Origin of the sequence: Flavobacterium sp. J49, from assembly GCF_011742145.1 — a bacterium.
Lineage (GTDB): Bacteria > Bacteroidota > Bacteroidia > Flavobacteriales > Flavobacteriaceae > Flavobacterium.
In genome coordinates, this window is the sequence record NZ_JAAQQU010000099.1 from 62,336 (window position 1) to 76,717 (window position 14,382).

Here is a 14,382-nt window from a genome sequence, read left to right on the forward strand (position 1 = left end):
ACAACAACATGGAATTGATCTTAAAACAAGACGTTCAAAATTTAGGATTTAAAGATGACGTAGTGACAGTAAAAAACGGTTACGGTCGTAATTATTTAATCCCGCAAGGGTTTGCTCAATTGGCAACACCTTCTGCAAAAAAAGTTTTAGCTGAAAACTTAAAACAAAGAGCTTTCAAAGAAGCTAAAATTGTAGACGATGCTAAAAAATTAGCTGAAGCCTTAAAAGCTTTAGAGATTAAAATCACAGCTAAAGCCGGTGGAGAAAAATTATTCGGTTCGATTACAAACATTGACATTGCTGCTGCATTAGAAGCTGCCGGTCAACCAATCGACAGAAAATTCATCACTAGCGGAGTTGTAAAACGTACTGGTAAATATGCTGCTACTGTAAGATTACACAGAGAAGTGGTTATCGAATTGCCATACGAAATTGTAGCTGAGAAATAATATTTCAACATACAAAACTGAAAGTCCCGATGTAAGTCGGGACTTTTTTTTATCTTAGAAAAAGTGACTATGACTACAGCGGTTAAAATTGACTTATTAAATATCGTATTGATTTTTTTGTCATTGTTTGTTTCATTGATTATTCCTTTTGAACTTTTTCTTTTTTCTTATGCGGTTTTAGGACCATTACATTATATGACTGAAATCAATTGGCTTCATCAAAAAGATTATTTTGTCAGAGATAAAAGATACATCTGGATATTGTTGGGCTTTACAGTATCAATAACTGTAATTTCCCTTTTAAAATACTTAAAGATTGAGACTTTTTTTTCAGGGTATTTATTTTCTTATTCTAAATGGTTGATCAATCTCTTAATCGTTTCCAGTTTGTTTTTTTCGATTGGCCTGATTTTGTTTAAAGAGACAAAAAAAATCATTGTATCATTAATTGCTGCTATTGTACTAGGAGGACTTTTTTTAAAGTTTATTCCTTTTTCATTCGTGATGGTTGGTGTTTTTTTACCGACTTTAATCCATGTGTATTTGTTTACTATGTTATTTATGGTCTTTGGGGTTTTAAAAACACCTTCAATTTATGGTGTTGCAGCGATTATAATGTTGGTTTTTGTGCCTTTTTTTATTTTTTATAATCCATTTGTATTTCCATGGCAGATTTCTGAATCGGTTAAAATTATTTTTTTAGAATCTCGATTTAAAAATGTTATTGTTTCGTTTAACCAATTGTGGAATGAAATTCCGATTTCAGAATTCAACTTTAATTCCGGATTAATACTCAAAATCCAATCCTTTATTGCATTTGCTTATACTTATCATTATTTGAATTGGTTTTCGAAAACCTCCATCATAGGTTGGAATAAAAACCTCTCTAAACCTAAGTTTTTATTGATTTTGATTCTTTGGATTGCTTCAATAGCATTGTACACTTACAGCTATAAAGTGGGTATTATCGCCTTGTTTTTTTTAAGTATGTTTCATGTAATTGTTGAGTTTCCATTGAACATTGTTTCCATTAAAGCAATCTTTTTTAAAAAGTAAGTTATTCTATTAATCTCCAAAATAATACATTTGCACCTTTTATTAAAGTCATTAACGTCTGAAAGTTTAAATAATGAAATACAAAAGACTAACCAAAGAACAATTCGAAGCTTTACATCAGGAATTCAGTAACTTCTTAGCCACACAATCCATAGACAAAGCCGAATGGGATTCGATAAAAACCAATAAGCCGGAAGTAGCCGAACAAGAACTGGACGTGTTCTCCGATTTGATTTGGGAAGGCGTTTTAACCAATGCGCAATATTTAGAGCATTTCTCCAAAAATCACATATTCCTTTTTCACTGTCAGGAAAAATTAATTCAGTCTATCGTTTTGAAAGCTTTAGAACCGGATGTCAATTTTATGGAAAAAGAAGGTTTGCAATGGCTAAGTGATAACTTATTCACTGATACCGTTGAAATCCATTTGGGTAAAAAAGAATACGAACAAGAGCGAAACACAGCTATTTTTGATTTGATTAAGCAAGGTGCTATTTTGAGCGACGGACAATTGTATCTGCAAATCAACGGAATAATTCAGTCATAAAAGTTTATTCCTTTTTCAAAAATATTGGCTATTTTAGTGCACACAATTTGCAACTAGTATAGCCAATTTCTTTTTATGGATATTCCCAAAATCATTCAGGATTTACGTGACGAACTCAACCAACACAACCACAATTATTATGTGTTGGACAAACCAACCATTTCCGACTTTGAATTTGATCAAAAACTAAAACAACTCCAGGAACTCGAGAATCAACACCCGGAATACTTCGATGAAAACTCTCCAACACAACGTGTTGGCGGAACGATTACCAAAAATTTCCAAACGGTAGTACACGATTACCGCATGTATTCGTTGGACAATTCCTATTCTACAGAAGATTTAATCGATTGGGAAACCCGAATCCAGAAAGTTTTAGGCAATGTACCCTTGCAATACACTTGCGAATTAAAATACGACGGTGCTTCGATTTCCATTACATATGAAAATGGCAAACTCAAACGAGCCGTAACTCGAGGTGATGGTTTTCAAGGCGATGATGTGACCAATAATATCAAAACCATAAAATCGATTCCGCTTAAATTAAAAGGAAGTTATCCTGACCGATTCGACATTCGCGGCGAAATTATTCTGCCTTTTGAAGGTTTCGAAAAAATGAATCAGGAACTGATTGAAATTGGGGAAACACCTTATTCTAACCCTAGAAATACGGCGTCCGGAAGTCTAAAGTTGCAAGACAGCAGCGAAGTGGCCAAAAGACCTTTAGAATGTTTGTTGTACTTTATTGTGGGCAATAATCTCAACATCAAAACCCAATTTGAAGGTTTGGAGGCCGCACGGAATTGGGGCTTCAAAGTTCCAAAAGAAGCACGGTTAGCCAATAGTTTAGAAGAAGTATTCGAATATATTAATTATTGGGATGAACACCGACATAACTTACCTTATGAAACCGATGGCGTTGTAATTAAGGTGAATAGTTTTCAACATCAAGATGAATTAGGCTATACTGCGAAATCTCCGCGTTGGGCAATGGCTTATAAGTTTAAGGCCGAACAAGTTTCTACTAAATTAAATTCGATTTCGTATCAAGTTGGACGTACCGGTTCGATTACACCTGTGGCCAATTTGGAACCGGTGCAATTGGCCGGAACTATAGTCAAAAGAGCTTCTTTGCACAATGCTGATCAAATAGAAAAATTAGACATTCGCATTGGCGATACCGTTTTTGTGGAAAAAGGAGGCGAAATTATCCCCAAGATTATTGGGGTCGATTTGACGAAAAGAAATCAAAGTTCTGAAGCAACACTGTATATCTCTCATTGTCCAGAATGCCATTCGGAACTGGTCAGAACTGAAGGCGAAGCCAATCATTATTGCCCGAATTTTTATGGTTGTCCACCACAAATTATTGGTAGAATTCAACACTACATTTCGCGCAAAGCTATGGACATTGAAGGTTTGGGAGGAGAAACAGTAGCTTTATTGTACAACAATGGTTTGGTAAAAGATTACGCCGATTTGTACGAACTCACCGTTGAGCAAATTTTACCTTTAGACAGAATGGCTCAAAAATCGGCAGAGAACTTAGTCAATGGTGTTCAAAAATCTAAAGAAGTGCCTTTTGAAAGGGTTTTGTATGCTATCGGAATTCGCTATGTTGGAGAAACCGTGGCCAAGAAATTAGCCAAACATTACAAAACTATTGATGCGCTTCAAAATGCTTCTTTACTCGATTTGATTTTGGTAGATGAAATAGGAGAGAAGATTGCCCAAAGTGTTATTGAGTTTTTTGAAAATGAAGAAAATGTCCGCATCATTGAACGGTTGAAGCAATTTGGCGTTCAAATGGAACTCATAGAAAAGCACAATCCCAATGCTACCGATAAATTAGCTGGCAAAACCTTTGTAGTGTCCGGTGTCTTTGAAAAATTTTCCCGTGACGATTTGAAAAAAGCCATTGAAGATAACGGCGGAAAAGTAGGCAGTTCCATTTCGGCCAAGACTGATTTTGTGGTCGCCGGTGATAATATGGGTCCGGCCAAATTGGAAAAGGCGAACCAACTAAAAGTCCCAATTATATCAGAAGATGACTTTTTAGCAATGATTTCTTAGCAAGGGTAAAGATTAATTTTTAAGTGATTTAATCATTTATTAGTATTTTGTCTTAATTTTAATATTTCTAAATGATTTTCATGTTTAAAAAAGATAACATATTAAAATCACTGACCTTTAGCTATTTTGTCATAGCTTTTTTTGAAATTGTTTCAGAATACTTTGTCTATACACCTTTTATTTGCTCTCTGAAACCATTAATTCCATTAATGTTGGCCGTAATCTACTTGATTCATTCAGACCATAAAAACCCAATATTTGTCATTGCTTTGTTGCTTTCTATGGTGGTTAATATTTTCTTTATACCCGATACGCCAATTTATCTTTATTACGCCTTAATTGTCTTTACAGTTCATAGGATTGTAGTCATTTATCTTATTTTTACGCTGCAAAAAGTAAAAGATTATATTCCACTGATTATAGCCACGACGCCTTTTCTGTTGATTTTTTTCTATTTATTTATAGAAACCAATGAAATTCCGGCCAATAGTTTTTACTTCTTAATTTTTCAAAATATACTCATCGCCATATTTGCCGGCATTGCGCTTTCAAGCTATGTCATGAATGATAACAAGCAAAACTCTGTGCTATTGATATCAGTGTTGCTGTTTGTAATGTTGCAGTTTACGGTCTTTATAGAAAAGTACTTTTTGGTTAACGAGTTTCAAAAACTGTTCAGACCATTAGCCATGACTTTTAATACGCTGGCTTTCTTTTCTCTTTACAAATATGTGGTAATTGCCGAAAAATCAAACCAAGATGGATTTTCCGCTAGTTGACAGAGATTTGTCATCGTCAAAATAGAAATCGATTCTGCCTAAGTTAATCCCGTAACAGCCTACTTGGTTCACTAAAACATCTTTGCCTTCTACATTCTTAAGAACCGTAGGTTTGTCTAAGAAAGTGTGGGTGTGCCCGCCTATGATTAAGTCGATGTCTTTGGTTAAAGTTGCAAGTTTGGTATCGCAAATTTTCTCCGGTTCGTCTTTGTATTTGTAACCAATGTGGGAAAGACAAATGACCAAATCACATTTTTTTTCGAGTTTTAAGATGCGCGCCATATCCTGTGCCACTGCTAATGGATCATTGTAAACGGTTTCCTTGTAGTTTTTTTTATCCACCAAGCCGTCTAGACCTACGCCAAGTCCGAAAACACCAACCTTTATTCCGTCTTTATCTAGCACTTTATAAGGTTTCACATGGCCATGCATCACTGTGTTTTTAAAATCGTAATTGGCCGAAACAAATTCAAAATTGGCATGTGGTAATTGGGCATACAAACCCTCAATTCCATTGTCAAAATCGTGATTTCCAATGGTTGCCAAATCATATTTCATCATGCTCATTAATTTGAATTCCAATTCACCACCATAATAGTTAAAATACGGTGTTCCTTGAAAAATGTCTCCGGCATCCAGCAATAATACATTGGGATTTTCTTTACGTATGCTTTCAATCAAAGCCGCTCTTCTAGCCACGCCTCCTAAATTTGGGTTTTTCGGATGATTGGCCGGAAAAGGATCAATATAACTGTGAACATCGTTCGTATGAAGCACCGTAAGATGTTTGGTACTCAAAGTTTTGAAACTACTCAATGAAAGTCCGCCAAGTCCTAATAAGGTCGAACTAGCCGCAGTTTTTTGGATAAATTCTCTTCTTTTCATCTTACAATTCTTTGTTGATTCTGATGTCTTTATTGGCTATTATCGTTTGGTTGGCTTTGAAATAATCAATAATGATGTTTCTAAGTTTATAGTCTAAGTCATATTTTTCAATACTTTTTTTAAAGAAAAGCATGTTGTCACCACCATTGACCAAATAATCAGAAGTCACGACATAATAGATTTTATCGTTTTCCAAAGCTTTACCGTTGACGGCTATGTTTTTAGGTTGATTGTCTTTGCCAATAGTGAAAGTCAACCCTTTTAACGGATGAGGCTTTTTTTCGGAAATAATATAGTTGGCGATTTCCAGGATTTGTTCTCCCTTTAAACCAACTACAATCGCACTGTTTTCAAAAGGCATAATTTCAAAAGCATTTCTCGCAGTTACATCACCTTTGGAAATAATTGTTCGGATTCCGCCATGATTGAGCAAACAAATGTCTATTGATTTTTTCTCTCTAAGCTGAAAAATGCGATTTGATTTATCAAAAGTAATATCGGATAAAAAATTACCCATAGGCGTTTGCCATTCGCCCGATTTGTCAATGGTTTCCGGAGCTTTGGCCAATACTAAACTCAAGTCTTTGTCGATATTGTCGCGATATGGTTTGATAAAGTTTTCAATTTCAGCGACTTCCGAATTCTTGTCTGTGACCGCAATTTCTTTACCTTCAATACGGGTGATGTGGTATTTTTTTTCCGCACAGGAAATAAGGCTTGTAAATGTTAATAATAAAACAAAAAGTTTTAATACAACGTTATAGTTTTTTAGTTTTACCATCGCTTTTGGCGCTAATTTTAGTAATTTTGTATTTCAAGTAAAAGTAGTATGTTTTTAAATTACTTAAAGGATTTTTCAACAAAAAAAATAGTTAAGAATAGTTTATCAAATGTTAAACATTTGGCTTCTGATGGCGTAATTAAAACTGTCGGGATTGTATTCGATGAAACTTACTTTTACGAAAGAGAAGCTTTAGTTCAAGAACTAATTAAGAACGGAATTGCCGAAAATGACATTAAAGTGCTGGTTTTCAAAAACAAAATTAAAAAGAATGAAGTTTTTGATTATCCTACTTTCAGCCACAAGGATTTGAGTTGGCACGGTACTGTGGATAAAAAAGAAGTTAAAGATTTTATTACTGAGCCGTTTGATTTGTTAATCAATTATTACGATACCGAAAAAGTGGCTCTTTTGTTGGTTTCACATCAGTCAAAAGCCGGCTTTAAAGTAGGTTTTGCTTCCATCGATAAAAGGCTTAATCATTTTATGATTAATACCAATGCAGAAAATTACAAAGTCTTTATGGACGAACTGTTCAAATATTTAAAAATTCTAAACAAAATTTAAAATGCAATCACTAATTGGCACCGGAGTTGCCCTTGTTACCCCATTTAAAAAAGATTTCTCTGTAGATGTTGAGGCGCTCAAAGCGATTGTTAACTTCCAAGTGGATAACGGAATTGACTATTTAGTCGTTCTGGGAACCACAGCTGAAACCGCTACTTTGTCTAAAGACGAAAAGGAATTGGTAATAAAGACAATTGTAGAAGCCAATAAGGGACGATTGCCTTTGATTTTAGGGGTTGGAAGCAACAATACTCAGGAAGTAGTAGCCGAATTAAAATCGAGAGATTTTTCCGATTTTGTGGCCATACTTTCGGTTTCTCCTTATTACAACAAACCAACACAAGAAGGCATTTACCAACATTTCAAAGCGATTGCTGAAGCGTCTCCGCTTCCGATTATTTTGTATAATGTACCAGGAAGAACGGCGAGCAATATGTTGCCGTCAACGATTATTCGTTTGGCCAATGATTTTAAAAATGTAGTGGCTGTAAAAGAAGCGGCAGGTGATATTGTTCAAGCTATGAAATTGATTCAGGGCAAGCCAAAAGATTTCTTAGTGATTTCAGGAGATGATATGATTACGTTGCCAATGGTTTTAGCCGGAGGTTCGGGTGTTATTTCGGTAATTGCAGAAGGTTTTCCAAAGCAATTTTCAGAAATGGTGCATTTAGGTTTGAACAGAAGAGTAGAGGAAGCCTATAAATTGCATTACCTTTTGGCCGATTCAATTGACATGATTTTTGAACAAGGTAATCCGGCCGGAATTAAAGAAGTCTTCAAATCATTGGGCTTATCAGAGAATACCGTTCGCTTGCCCTTGGTAAACGTCGATGAAAACTTAGCCAAACGCTTGCATGATTTTACCAATAAAATTTCAAAAATGTAGTTTTTTCACAGTCGAAAAAAATATTTTGTAGTAAACAATTAATAACTAAATTTGCAGTTGCTTTTTTAATCACAAAATGTCTTTAAAATCAGCAACATTAAACATTATAATGAAGAAATTTTTAGCCCTATTTGCATTCATAGTATTTTTTTCGTCGTGTAGCGAATACCAAAAAGCATTAAAATCGGAAGATATTGCTGTCAAGTTTGATATGGCAACCAAAATGTATGATGCCAAAAAATACGGTAAAGCGATAAGACTTTTTGAACAAATTGCTCCGGCCTACAAAGGCAAACCGCAAGCAGAGAAAATGTTTTACATGTATTCACAATCACTTTATAAAACCAATCAATTTTATTTAGCGGGTTATCAATTTGAAAGTTTTGCTTCAAGTTATCCCAAGAGTGAAAAAATTGAAGAAGCTTTGTTTTTAGGTGCTAAATGTTTTTCAAAATTGTCTCCGGTTTACAGTTTAGACCAGGTTGATACTTATAAAGCGATTGAAAAACTGCAAAATTTTATAGACGTTTATCCTGAATCACAGTATTTGGCAGATGCCAATGCTATAGCCAAAGCATTGAGAGAGAAATTAGAGAAAAAGGCCTACGAAAATGCCAAAATCTACAATACTATTTCTAATTACAAAGCGGCCATAGTTGCTTTTGATAATTTTATTATTAATTATCCGGGTACACCTTACAAAGAAGATGCTTTGTTTTACAAGTTGGATTCGGCTTACAATCTAGCCATCAACAGTGTGCCGTCTAAAATGGAAGAACGTTTGAAAGAGGCCAAAGCAGCTTATGCCGGATTAATTAAGCACAAAGCTGATACAAAATACAAAGCAAAAGCCGACGAAATGTTGGCTAGAATTGATACAGATTTAAAACAATTTACTAAATAAAAAAGTCATGGATTTAAAAAAGACGAATGCACCGGTTAACACAATCACTTACAACAAAACTGTAATTGAAGAGCGTACCGGCAATGTTTACGAGGCAATAACGATAATGGCTAAAAGAGCAAACCAAATCAACTCTGAAATCAAAAAAGAATTGACAGAGAAATTAGAAGAGTTTGCCACTTATAACGATAGTTTGGAAGAAATCTTTGAGAACAAAGAACAAATCGAAGTTTCTAAATACTACGAGAAGTTACCAAAACCACACGCATTGGCTGTTCAAGAATGGCTTGATGACAAAATTTACTACAGAGATACTACAAAAGACTAATTCAGATGTCTGTTTTAAGCGGTAAAAAGATTTTACTCGGCGTTTCGGGAGGAATTGCCGCCTACAAGACAGCCACATTAGTCAGATTATTTATAAAAGCCGGTGCTGATGTCCAAGTGGTCATGACACCGGCTTCTAAGGATTTTGTAACACCGTTAACACTTTCCACACTTTCCAAAAATCCTGTTCATTCCACTTTTTACAATGAAGAAGATGACAATGCCCAATGGAACAACCATGTTGAGTTAGGTCTTTGGGCCGATTTGATGCTGATTGCTCCGGCAACTGCCAATACGCTTTCCAAAATGGCGAATGGCAATTGCGACAACTTATTAATAGCTACTTATTTATCGGCCAAATGCCCGGTTTATTTTGCTCCGGCTATGGATTTGGACATGTACAAACATCCTTCAACGCTTTCGAGTTTTAATTTGTTGAAACAATTTGGCAACATCATGATTCCGGCTGAAAGTGGTGAATTGGCGAGTGGTTTATCCGGTGAAGGCCGAATGGCTGAACCAGAAAATATTATTGCCTTTCTAGAAAATGATTTAGAAAGTCAATTGCCATTGAGAGGAAAAAAAATCATGATTACAGCAGGTCCAACTTACGAAGCTATTGATCCGGTTCGGTTTATTGGAAATCATTCTTCCGGAAAAATGGGCTTTGATATTGCCAAAAGTGCAACCAAACTAGGCGCAGAAGTAATTTTGATTTCGGGGCCAACCGATTTGACGATACAAGATTCTAAAGTTAATTTGGTAAGAGTAACTTCAGCTCAAGAGATGTATGAGGCTTGTCATCAATATTTTAATGGTATTGATGTAGCTATTTGTGCCGCAGCTGTGGCGGATTATAGACCCAAAGTTGTGGCTGACCAAAAGATTAAAAAAACAGAAGTAGCTTTTACCATCGAATTAGAAAAGACCAAAGATATATTGGCGTCTTTGGGTCAAATCAAACAAAAGCAATATTTAATTGGCTTTGCTTTGGAAACCGAAAATGAAATTGAAAATGCGAAGCTGAAAATTCAGAAAAAAAACTTAGATTTGATTGTTTTAAATTCGCTACAAGATAAAGGTGCCGGTTTCGCAACTTCTACAAATAAAGTAACATTTATTGGCAAGGATTTTGTGATTGAACCCATGCCATTAAAATCAAAAGAAGCAGTAGCGGATGATATCATGACTAAAGTAATAACACATTATGAAAAAAATAGCTAGTTTTCTTTTATTGTTTTTGGTTGGCGTAACCCAAGCGCAACAATTGAATTGTTCTGTTCAAGTCAATTCAGATAAAATAGCCAGTACCAACAATCAGATTTTTAAAAATTTAGAGAAATCTATCAGTGAGTTCGTCAATAAGACAGATTGGACTGGGGAAAGCTTCAAGCAAAATGAAAAGATTAACTGCTCTATGGTTATTATCTTAAATACTTATGATTCCAACCAATTTTCGGCTACAATTCAAGTAGAATCTTCCCGACCAATCTTTAATTCAACTTATTCTTCACCGGTTTTTAATTACAACGACAAGGATTTTTCTTTTCGCTATGTAGAGTTTGAAAATTTGCTTTTTAATCCGTCGAATTTTGACTCCAATTTGGTGTCTGTTTTGGCTTTTTACAGCTATATGATCCTTGGTTTTGATGCGGATACATATACGCTTTATGGCGGAAAACCTTGGTTTGATGTGGCCCAACAAATATTAACTGTAGCCCAACAAAGCGGTTATAAAGGTTGGAGCCAAGCCGATGGCAATCAGAATCGGTTCTTTTTGGTTAACGATATGCTTTCCGGAACTTATGATGCTTTCAGAGATGCGATGTACCAATACCACAGAGAAGGTTTGGATAATATGACCAAAGATTTGAAAGCTTCTAAAGAGAAAATTTTGGAATCCATCTCTACTTTAAGCGGAATTTACAAAGTGCGTTCCAATGCTTTTTTGACCAGGGTGTTTTTTGATGCCAAAGGTGATGAAATTGTCTCCATACTTTCCGGCGGCCCTAAAGTTTCAATATCAAGCACTATCGAAACTTTGAATAAAATTTCACCGCTCAATTCAACTAAATGGGCAACTATCAAGTTGTAATTAGTATATTTACTACTTAAACTTTACTTCATTTTTCGCCCATGATTACTTCGCTTTCGATTGAAAATTTTGCCTTAATTGAAAAATTGAACATTGATTTTTCTAAGGGTTTTTCAATTATTACCGGGGAAACAGGAGCCGGAAAATCAATACTTCTCGGCGCTTTGGGATTGGTGCTCGGCAAAAGAGCCGATTTGACTTCTCTTAAAAATAAGGAAGAGAAATGTATTGTTGAAGCCAATTTTGCCCTCGCAAAATACGATTTACAAGCTTTCTTCGACGCCAATGATTTAGATTATGAAGAGGAAACCATCATTAGGAGGGAAATTTTACCTTCAGGAAAATCAAGGGCTTTTGTCAATGACAGTCCGGTGAACTTGCAACAGTTACAAGACTTGAGTTTCTACTTAATCGATGTGCATTCGCAACACCAAACCTTAGAGTTGTCGGAAGAAGAATACCAGTTTAAAATCATTGATGCCATTGCAGATAATCAGCAATTCCGGATAGAATATGCGTTTGTTCTCAAACAATATCGTTCGGCTAAGACAACTTTGGAGACTAAAAAAAGCAGTTTATCAGCCATTCTAAAAGAGAAAGATTATAACGAGTTTTTATTTAACGAATTGCATTCGGCCAACTTAAAACCCGGAGAACTGGAAGAATTGGAAAAGACTTATGAAGCGCTGAACAATGTTGAATTTATCAAGGAAAATCTTTCAACGCTTTTAACTTTGGCCAATGAGGACCAATTTGGTTTGTTGAAAAACCTTAAGGAGTTTAAATCGATATTGCAAAAAAATGCCGGTTTCTCAACCGAATACGAATCGCTTTTCGAACGCGCCAATTCAGTCCTGATTGAGTTTGATGACATAGTCAAAGAACTGAATCGCGAATCGGACTTGGTTTTTAATGATCCTGAAAAATTAGAACTCCTCAACCAAAAACTGCAACTCATTTACGGTTTGCAAAAGAAACACCAAGTACAAACGGTTGAGGAATTGATTGACATTCAAAATGAATTGGAAACTAAAGTGGTTTCTGTAGTGACTTTGGAAGAGGAAATTGTGAAATTGGAAAAAAGTCTCAATGATTTTGAAATTCAATTGGATGCTTTGGCGGTAAAAATATCACAAAGTAGGAGTGAAGCCATTCCGAATCTTAGTCAAAAACTAATCGACATTCTGAATTTATTAGGCATGCCCAATGTTCGATTCAAGATTGATATAACGCCATCGTCAACCTATTATAACAACGGAAAAGACAGTCTGCAGTTCTTGTTTTCCGCCAATAAAGGAACCGATTTTGGATTGCTGAAAAAAGTGGCTTCCGGCGGTGAAATGTCCCGAATCATGTTGGCAGTAAAATCTATTTTATCTCAATATTCCAAATTGCCGACGATTATTTTTGACGAAATAGACACAGGAGTTTCGGGCGAGATTGCTAATAAAATGGGAGAGATTATGCGTGAGATGAGTCAATCAATGCAAGTATTCGCGATTACGCATTTGCCACAAATTGCGGCTAAAGGCAATACACACTATAAGGTTTTCAAAACTGTTTTGGGTGAGAATACAGTTTCTGAATTGAAATTGTTAACCAATGAGGAGCGAATTATTGAGATTGCCGAGATGCTTTCGGGCAAAGATATTTCAGATTCTGCACTGAATCATGCCAAGGCATTACTGAACTAACCGTTTTAATTTATTATTTTTGTACCACTTTAATTTTAATATACAGACAACTTAATTTCACAGAATATGATTATAGAACCAAGAATGCGCGGGTTTATTTGTTTAACGGCTCATCCTGATGGATGTGCTCAAAGCGTTAAAAATCAAATTAGTTATGTAAAATCTAAAGGATCGATTGAGGGAGCTAAAAAAGTATTGGTAATTGGTGCTTCAACCGGTTTTGGTTTGGCGTCAAGAATTACAGCAGCCTTTGGTTCTAATGCCGCGACGATTGGTGTTTTCTTTGAAAAAGAACCTGCTGAAGGAAAAACCGCTACTCCGGGTTGGTACAATTCAGCTGCGTTTGAACAAGAAGCCCAAAAAGCCGGTTTGTATGCCAAAAGTATTAACGGCGACGCTTTTTCAAATGAAGTAAAACAAGCAACAATTGACTTAATCAAAGCCGATTTGGGCCAAGTAGATATGGTAATTTACAGTTTGGCTTCACCGGTTCGCATGCATCCGGTTACCGGTGTTTTGCATCGTTCGGTTTTAAAACCTATTGGCAGTACGTTCACCAACAAAACAGTTGATTTTCATACGGGTAATGTAACTCAAGTTTCAATTGAACCCGCCAATCAAGATGATATCGACAACACTGTTGTTGTTATGGGTGGAGAAGATTGGTCGATGTGGATGGAAGCCTTAAAAAATGCAGGTGTTTTAGCAGAAGGAGCCACAACTATTGCTTATTCTTATATCGGACCGGAAGTGACTGAAGCGGTTTACAGAAAAGGAACAATTGGTAGGGCCAAAGACCACTTAGAAGCCACGGCCTTTGAAATTACAGACAGTTTAAAATCTTTGGGCGGAAAAGCTTATGTTTCTGTAAATAAAGCTTTGGTTACACAAGCAAGTTCGGCTATTCCGGTTATTCCGCTTTATATTTCTTTATTGTATAAAATAATGAAAGCAGAAGGAGTTCATGAAGGTTGTATTGAGCAAATTCAAAGACTTTTTGCAGACAGACTTTATACAAACGCTGCAGTTCCTACCGATGATAAAGGTAGAATCAGAATTGATGACTGGGAAATGCGAGAAGACATTCAAGAAAGAGTAAAGGCATTGTGGGCAACGGCTACTACAGAAAATTTATCGGAAATTGGAGATTTGGCCGGCTATAAACAAGACTTTTTAAATTTATTTGGCTTCGGATTTGACGGCGTTGATTATGCTGCTGAGGCAAATGAGATGACTCAGATTCCAAGTATTGTTAATTAAAATGTGTTAATTATTTTGACGAAAAGATATAAAAACTCACAAATATTTGTGGGTTTTTTTAATTTAATATATCTTTATA

15 protein-coding genes are annotated in these 14,382 nt (G+C 35.6%); 13 read left to right on the forward strand and 2 right to left on the reverse strand.

Annotation, left to right across the window (positions count from 1 at the left end):
* Positions 1-8: 8 nt before the first annotated feature.
* From rplI to HA632_RS04535, 5 genes are all read left to right on the forward strand, one after another.
* Positions 9-449 (forward strand): 50S ribosomal protein L9, encoded by a 441-nt coding sequence (gene rplI, locus HA632_RS04515; protein WP_171223123.1) that lies wholly within the window; start codon positions 9-11, stop codon positions 447-449.
* A 69-nt stretch (positions 450-518) separates the two neighbouring features.
* Complete coding sequence (locus HA632_RS04520) at positions 519-1,505, forward strand: hypothetical protein (RefSeq protein ID WP_176306020.1); 987 nt, start codon at positions 519-521, stop codon at positions 1,503-1,505.
* Between the two features lie 73 nt (positions 1,506-1,578).
* Positions 1,579-2,052 (forward strand): DUF6495 family protein, encoded by a 474-nt coding sequence (locus HA632_RS04525; protein ID WP_176306021.1) that lies wholly within the window; start codon positions 1,579-1,581, stop codon positions 2,050-2,052.
* A gap of 75 nt (positions 2,053-2,127) precedes the next feature.
* Positions 2,128-4,125 carry an NAD-dependent DNA ligase LigA gene (gene ligA / locus HA632_RS04530; RefSeq protein WP_176306022.1) on the forward strand — a complete coding sequence of 666 codons (1,998 nt, stop codon included), beginning with the start codon at positions 2,128-2,130 and terminating at the stop codon, positions 4,123-4,125.
* Positions 4,126-4,205: 80 nt separating this feature from the next.
* Positions 4,206-4,904, forward strand: a complete 699-nt coding sequence (locus HA632_RS04535) for a hypothetical protein (protein ID WP_176306023.1) — start codon at positions 4,206-4,208, stop codon at positions 4,902-4,904.
* Here the strand turns inward: HA632_RS04535 and HA632_RS04540 are convergent.
* Together HA632_RS04540 and HA632_RS04545 are read right to left on the reverse strand one after the other, a co-directional pair.
* On the reverse strand, positions 4,875-5,789 hold the full coding sequence (locus HA632_RS04540) for a bifunctional UDP-sugar hydrolase/5'-nucleotidase (protein WP_176306024.1): 915 nt from the start codon (positions 5,787-5,789) through the stop codon (positions 4,875-4,877). The two genes, HA632_RS04535 and HA632_RS04540, sit on opposite strands and share 30 nt — an antisense overlap.
* Before the next feature lies 1 nt (position 5,790).
* Positions 5,791-6,570, reverse strand: a complete 780-nt coding sequence (locus HA632_RS04545) for a 5'-nucleotidase C-terminal domain-containing protein (RefSeq protein WP_176306025.1) — start codon at positions 6,568-6,570, stop codon at positions 5,791-5,793.
* A 48-nt stretch (positions 6,571-6,618) separates the two neighbouring features.
* Here HA632_RS04545 and HA632_RS04550 point away from each other — a divergent pair, with 48 nt between their 5' ends.
* The 8 genes from HA632_RS04550 (at position 6,619) to fabV (ending at position 14,303) form a co-directional block, all read left to right on the forward strand.
* On the forward strand, positions 6,619-7,137 hold the full coding sequence (locus tag HA632_RS04550) for a hypothetical protein (RefSeq protein WP_176306026.1): 519 nt from the start codon (positions 6,619-6,621) through the stop codon (positions 7,135-7,137).
* A gap of 1 nt (position 7,138) precedes the next feature.
* Positions 7,139-8,023: a 4-hydroxy-tetrahydrodipicolinate synthase gene (gene dapA, locus HA632_RS04555; RefSeq protein WP_176306027.1), complete on the forward strand. Its 885-nt coding sequence runs from the start codon at positions 7,139-7,141 to the stop codon at positions 8,021-8,023.
* A gap of 109 nt (positions 8,024-8,132) precedes the next feature.
* The gene (locus HA632_RS04560) at positions 8,133-8,927 is read left to right on the forward strand and encodes an outer membrane protein assembly factor BamD (protein ID WP_176306028.1); all 795 of its coding nucleotides are present in this window, start codon (positions 8,133-8,135) and stop codon (positions 8,925-8,927) included.
* A 7-nt stretch (positions 8,928-8,934) separates the two neighbouring features.
* On the forward strand, positions 8,935-9,255 hold the full coding sequence (locus HA632_RS04565; protein ID WP_121313610.1) for a DNA-directed RNA polymerase subunit omega: 321 nt from the start codon (positions 8,935-8,937) through the stop codon (positions 9,253-9,255).
* Between the two features lie 5 nt (positions 9,256-9,260).
* Positions 9,261-10,478 carry a bifunctional phosphopantothenoylcysteine decarboxylase/phosphopantothenate--cysteine ligase CoaBC gene (coaBC, locus tag HA632_RS04570; RefSeq protein ID WP_176306029.1) on the forward strand — a complete coding sequence of 406 codons (1,218 nt, stop codon included), beginning with the start codon at positions 9,261-9,263 and terminating at the stop codon, positions 10,476-10,478.
* Positions 10,462-11,349: a DUF4835 family protein gene (locus HA632_RS04575; RefSeq protein ID WP_176306030.1), complete on the forward strand. Its 888-nt coding sequence runs from the start codon at positions 10,462-10,464 to the stop codon at positions 11,347-11,349. Before coaBC ends, HA632_RS04575 begins: the two co-directional genes overlap by 17 nt.
* Before the next feature lie 41 nt (positions 11,350-11,390).
* Positions 11,391-13,043 carry a DNA repair protein RecN gene (gene recN, locus HA632_RS04580; protein WP_176306031.1) on the forward strand — a complete coding sequence of 551 codons (1,653 nt, stop codon included), beginning with the start codon at positions 11,391-11,393 and terminating at the stop codon, positions 13,041-13,043.
* A 66-nt stretch (positions 13,044-13,109) separates the two neighbouring features.
* The gene (fabV, locus tag HA632_RS04585) at positions 13,110-14,303 is read left to right on the forward strand and encodes an enoyl-ACP reductase FabV (protein ID WP_176306032.1); all 1,194 of its coding nucleotides are present in this window, start codon (positions 13,110-13,112) and stop codon (positions 14,301-14,303) included.
* Positions 14,304-14,382 lie beyond the last annotated feature (79 nt).

What these genes read in the sequence shown, in the direction of transcription:
- ligA (WP_176306022.1), top strand. Translation starts at nt 2,128, where the DNA reads ATGGATATTCCCAAAATCATTCAGGATTTACGTGACGAACTCAACCAA.
- HA632_RS04575 (WP_176306030.1), top strand. Translation starts at nt 10,462, where the DNA reads ATGAAAAAAATAGCTAGTTTTCTTTTATTGTTTTTGGTTGGCGTAACC.
- recN (WP_176306031.1), top strand. Translation starts at nt 11,391, where the DNA reads ATGATTACTTCGCTTTCGATTGAAAATTTTGCCTTAATTGAAAAATTG.
- dapA (WP_176306027.1), top strand. Translation starts at nt 7,139, where the DNA reads ATGCAATCACTAATTGGCACCGGAGTTGCCCTTGTTACCCCATTTAAA.
- rplI (WP_171223123.1), top strand. Translation starts at nt 9, where the DNA reads ATGGAATTGATCTTAAAACAAGACGTTCAAAATTTAGGATTTAAAGAT.
- HA632_RS04525 (WP_176306021.1), top strand. Translation starts at nt 1,579, where the DNA reads ATGAAATACAAAAGACTAACCAAAGAACAATTCGAAGCTTTACATCAG.
- HA632_RS04535 (WP_176306023.1), top strand. Translation starts at nt 4,206, where the DNA reads ATGTTTAAAAAAGATAACATATTAAAATCACTGACCTTTAGCTATTTT.
- HA632_RS04565 (WP_121313610.1), top strand. Translation starts at nt 8,935, where the DNA reads ATGGATTTAAAAAAGACGAATGCACCGGTTAACACAATCACTTACAAC.
- fabV (WP_176306032.1), top strand. Translation starts at nt 13,110, where the DNA reads ATGATTATAGAACCAAGAATGCGCGGGTTTATTTGTTTAACGGCTCAT.
- HA632_RS04560 (WP_176306028.1), top strand. Translation starts at nt 8,133, where the DNA reads ATGAAGAAATTTTTAGCCCTATTTGCATTCATAGTATTTTTTTCGTCG.
- HA632_RS04545 (WP_176306025.1), bottom strand. Translation starts at nt 6,570, where the DNA reads ATGGTAAAACTAAAAAACTATAACGTTGTATTAAAACTTTTTGTTTTA.
- coaBC (WP_176306029.1), top strand. Translation starts at nt 9,261, where the DNA reads ATGTCTGTTTTAAGCGGTAAAAAGATTTTACTCGGCGTTTCGGGAGGA.
- HA632_RS04540 (WP_176306024.1), bottom strand. Translation starts at nt 5,789, where the DNA reads ATGAAAAGAAGAGAATTTATCCAAAAAACTGCGGCTAGTTCGACCTTA.
- HA632_RS04520 (WP_176306020.1), top strand. Translation starts at nt 519, where the DNA reads ATGACTACAGCGGTTAAAATTGACTTATTAAATATCGTATTGATTTTT.
- HA632_RS04550 (WP_176306026.1), top strand. Translation starts at nt 6,619, where the DNA reads ATGTTTTTAAATTACTTAAAGGATTTTTCAACAAAAAAAATAGTTAAG.